The sequence below is a fragment of the Stieleria sp. genome, assembly GCF_041595215.1.
In the GTDB taxonomy this organism is placed as follows: Bacteria; Planctomycetota; Planctomycetia; order Pirellulales; family Pirellulaceae; genus Stieleria; species Stieleria magnilauensis.
In genome coordinates this window covers 1-4,547 of sequence record NZ_JBFHKV010000725.1, presented here as the reverse complement: position 1 = coordinate 4,547, position 4,547 = coordinate 1, and the positions used below count along the sequence as shown (strand labels likewise).

Below are 4,547 nucleotides of genomic sequence, written 5' to 3'. Positions count from 1 at the left end.
GCGATCGAATCACCTGCCGCAACCAGAGACGTGGTTTACAATGGCCGAAACAAAACGAAATCGGCTTCTAACAACTCTGTGCAACACTTAATTATCTATGGCCCCCCTACGAGTCCTGTTGACGATCCTACTCGGCGTCGCTGTCACCACGCAATGTTTCGCCGAAACACCTGACAATCTTCGCGACGAAAATCTGGTTGCCTGGTGCATCGTCCCCTTTGACTCGCAAAAACGCGGGCCGGCCGAGCGTGCCGAGATGGTCAAGCGGCTCGGATTGCGGCGCGTCGCCTACGATTGGCGTGCCGAACATGTACCGACGTTCGAAGAAGAAATTCTGCAATACAAAAAACACGGGATCGAATACTTCGCATTTTGGGGTGCACACGACGAGGCGCTGAGACTGTTTGAAAAACACGGCTTGCGCCCGCAGATCTGGCAGATGCTCGGTTCGATCGAAGGGGCGACGCAAGCGGAACGTATCCAAACCGCCGCGTCCCGGTTGCTGCCGTTGGTCGAGCAGACTCGCAAACTGGGCAGCAAACTTGGGCTGTACAACCACGGCGGCTGGGGCGGCGAACCGGAGAACATGATCGCGGTCTGCGACTATCTGCGAAAGCATCACGACGCCCAGCATGTCGGCATCGTTTACAACCTGCACCATGGTCACGGGCACATCGACGACTTCGCGGCTGTTCTCAAGCAACTCAAGCCTTATTTGCTGTGTCTGAATCTGAACGGCATGACCCGGGACGGTGATCAACGGGGCCAGAAAATCTTGCCGCTGGGCGAAGGCGAATTCGATGTCCAACTGCTCGCCGCCATCCGTGATTCCGGCTACGACGGCCCCGTCGGTCTGATCGGTCACACGCAGGATGACGTCGAGCTTCGGCTGCGAGATAACCTGGACGGCTTGCATTGGTTGCTGCCACAAATCGACGGCCAACCGGCCGGCCCCAAACCCACACTCCGTACGTATTCACCCGAAACAGCGCCCCCCAAGCGAGCATCCGACACCGTCGGCACATTGATCGAGGGCCGCCCGGAATTTCGACGACCGCCGATCACCGTCGAGTGCCGCGTCACGTTGCCCGATGCAAACGGATACAACATCCTTGTCGCCAACGACACCAAACGATCCGGTGACCATTGGGAGATTTTCTCCAACAACGGCACCGGCAACTTCACCGCCTACCTGCCCGGGATGCAACCCGATCACGTCCATTCCCAGGCGATGATCTGTGATGGAAAGCCGCATACCGTGACGATGATTTACCAGTCGAATCGTCTGCGATTGTTGGTCGATGGTAAACCGGTGGCCGATCAGCCGATCCGTTCGATCGGCCGCGATGGCCGGGCGGACAAGCTGGCGATCGGTCGATTGGTCGAGGGGGGAATCGGTTGTCGCGGCCATGTCCACTGGGTCCGCATTTCCGAGGGCGTGCGAGACGTTCCCGCCGATCCGGTGATCGATGCCACCCAAGACGACACGACGCTGCTGTTGTGGCGCAGCAAGAAAACTTCACCGCGGGCCGGGGCGAAAGAACCGCAACCCGATGCCGCGCGGCTGGACTTCAAAAACCGAGACTACTCTCCCGAGTTGGTCTCCGCATTGGTCGAACAAGCCCGTGCCGATGGCGATCCACATCGAGGCTTGCTGACATTTGCCAATGCCAATTCGGCGTGCCTGTCCTGTCATCGCATCGGCCCCCACGGCGGCAGCGTCGGCCCCGAGTTGACGTCGATCGGCAAGCAACGTAAACCCGAGGAACTGGTCGAATCGGTGCTGTGGCCCAAACGACACATCCCACCCGAATACGTCGCCCATCTGGTCCTCGACGATTCCGGGCAGACCCACCAAGGCTATCTGGTGCGTCAGGACGAGCGCGAACTCGTGCTTCGCGATCCCTCGGCCGATCAACCGACCGAGACCGCGATTCCGATCGACGAGATCGCGTTACAGCGAGAGGTCGGCACGTTGATGCCCGACAATCTGGCCGGTGCGATGTCCAGCGAAGACCTAAGCGGTCTGTTGCGATTCTTGTTCGCCTTGGGGACCGAGGACGGCTTGCCGAGCGGCGAGATGGAAACGCTGCTCGCACACGCCCAGACCCACTCGCATGGACCGGCGGAATTTCCGATCGAGCGACGACCGCTAGCCCCCGAACATTGGCCCAGCTGGCAACACCACGTCAATCGCGATCGAGTCTATGACTTCTACGCGAAACAAGCGAACTTCTTCCGTCAACGAGCCACCGTCCCGCCGTTGCTGGCCGAATACCCGGGGCTCGATGGCGGCGATCAGGGTCACTGGGGAAACCAAAATGACATCACCTGGGCCAACGACCGATGGAACCAGACCGAACTCGGCAGCCTGATGTGCGGTGTGTTCCGCGTCGGTAAGACGACCATTCCGCGCGGCGTGTGCGTGCGTGTGGGCGAGCACGGCGAACTCGCCGTCTGTTTCAATCCCGACACGTTGACTTACGATGCCGTTTGGCGCGACGGCTTTGTCAAGTTTTCCTCGCACCGGCACGGCTTCTTGGACGGGCTGAAGATCGACGGTGAACTACTCAGCCAACCGCGGCAACCGAAACCCGACCAGCCGTTTCACTACCTGGGTTTTTACCGGATCGGCGATCGAGTCGTGTTTGCCTATCGCATCGGCGAAGAAACGTTCCTCGACGCGCCCGATGTGAAAGACGGACGTTTCGTTCGCGTCGTCGCGCCGGCCGAAGAACATCCGTTGCGTCATCATCTAAAAAACGCGCCGACCCAATGGCCGCAAACGATCGCAACCGAAATCAGATTCGGCACGGCGAAACCCTACGCGGTGGACACGATCGGTTTGCCTTTCGAGAACCCTTGGAACGCCTTGTTGTTCTGCGGCGGCCAGGCCTTTTTGCCGGATGGTTCCGCGTTGGTTTGCACGATGCAAGGTGACGTCTGGCGCGTGACCGACATCGAATACCCTTCGACCAAAGCGACCTGGCGACGGTTCGCGTCCGGGCTGCATCATGCCTTGGGCATCGTCGTCGACCAAGACGGGATCTTCGTTTTGGGCCGCGACCAGATCACACGCCTGCACGATTTGAACGGCGACTTCGAAGCGGATTTTTACGAATGCTTCAGCAATGCCTATCAAACGTCAGCTGCCGGACACGATTTCATTTGCGGCTTGCAGCGTGACCGCAACGGAAACTTTTACATCGCGTCGGGCAATCAAGGCTTGGTCCGCATTTCATCGGACGGACAACGGGCCGACGTGATCGCGACCGGATTTCGCAACCCCGATGGCCTGGGCTTGCTGCCCGACGCAACCGTGACCGTTCCCGCCTCGGAAGGCAGTTGGACTCCCGCATCGATGATTTGCGCCGTTCCCAGTCATCCGTCTGCCGGCGAGACCGCAGATCCATCGACACGCGCAAACAAGCGTGTGCCGCACTACGGTTACGGCGGCCCACGCGACGGCCAAACTCCGCAACTGCCACTGGCCTATCTGCCGCGCGGATTGGACAATTCCAGCGGCGGCCAGGTGTTTGTTGACAGCGATTCCTGGGGGCCCCTGTCCGGCCAATTGCTACACTTCTCCTTCGGCGCAGGTTCGCATTTCCTGGTGCTTCGTGACCAAGTCAACGGACAGGCCCAAGCCGCGGTGGTGCCGCTGCCTGGCGAGTTCCGCTCGGGCGTCCACCGCGGACGATTCAACCCAACCGACGGCCAACTGTACGTGACCGGTATGCAAGGCTGGGGCTCTTACACACCCGACGATGGTTGTTTCCAACGCGTGCGTTACGACGGCGGCGATACTCAACTGCCGACCGGATTTCACGTCCATGAAAATGGAATTGTGATTTCGTTTTCGATGCCCTTGGACGCCGCGACAGTCACCGACCCAGGCAATCACTTCGCGCAAACTTGGAACTATCGCTACGGTCCTGGCTATGGCTCCCCGGAGTTTTCGACACGGCACCCCGGCGTACGGGGACACGATCATCTGCCGATCACGTCCGCCCATGTCCTTGCCGATCGCCAGACCGTCTTCCTTGAACTACCGGAACTCCAGCGGGCGAATCAATTGCATCTGTCCGTGCAATCGGCGCCCGATCAGTTTCATCAGTTGTTCATCACGGTTCATGAACTCGACAAGCCCTACACCGATTTCCCGGGTTACGTGTCGATTGCCAAGACGATCGCCCCGCATCCGATCCATGCGGACCTTGCCATGGCGACCCGCAGCGTGCCGAACCCGTATCGCAAGAAGCTTGCCGGGGCGCGCGAGATCGAGATCGAAACCGGGACCAACCTGTCCTATGCGACGCGATCGTTTCGCGTCCGCACGGGCGAGCCGATCGCATTGACGCTTTCCAACCCCGATGTCGTTCCGCACAATTGGGCCTTGGCCAAACCCGGGACGATCGAGCGTGTCGGCGTCTTGGCGGACCGATCGATATCGGATCCCGAAGCCGCCCTTCATCACTACATCCCCTCGACCACCGATGTCTTGGCCTACACCGACGTGGTGTTGCCGGGGGAGAAGTTTACGGTTT

The 4,547-nt window shown here is 59.9% G+C and carries 1 protein-coding gene; it reads left to right on the top strand.

Translation table 11 applies throughout. From position 1 onward, the window contains the following. Positions 1 to 118: 118 nt before the first annotated feature. A partial coding sequence (locus tag ABX749_RS23185; RefSeq protein ID WP_372898082.1) for a DUF6797 domain-containing protein occupies positions 119 to 4,547 on the top strand: 4,429 nt, incomplete at its 3' end.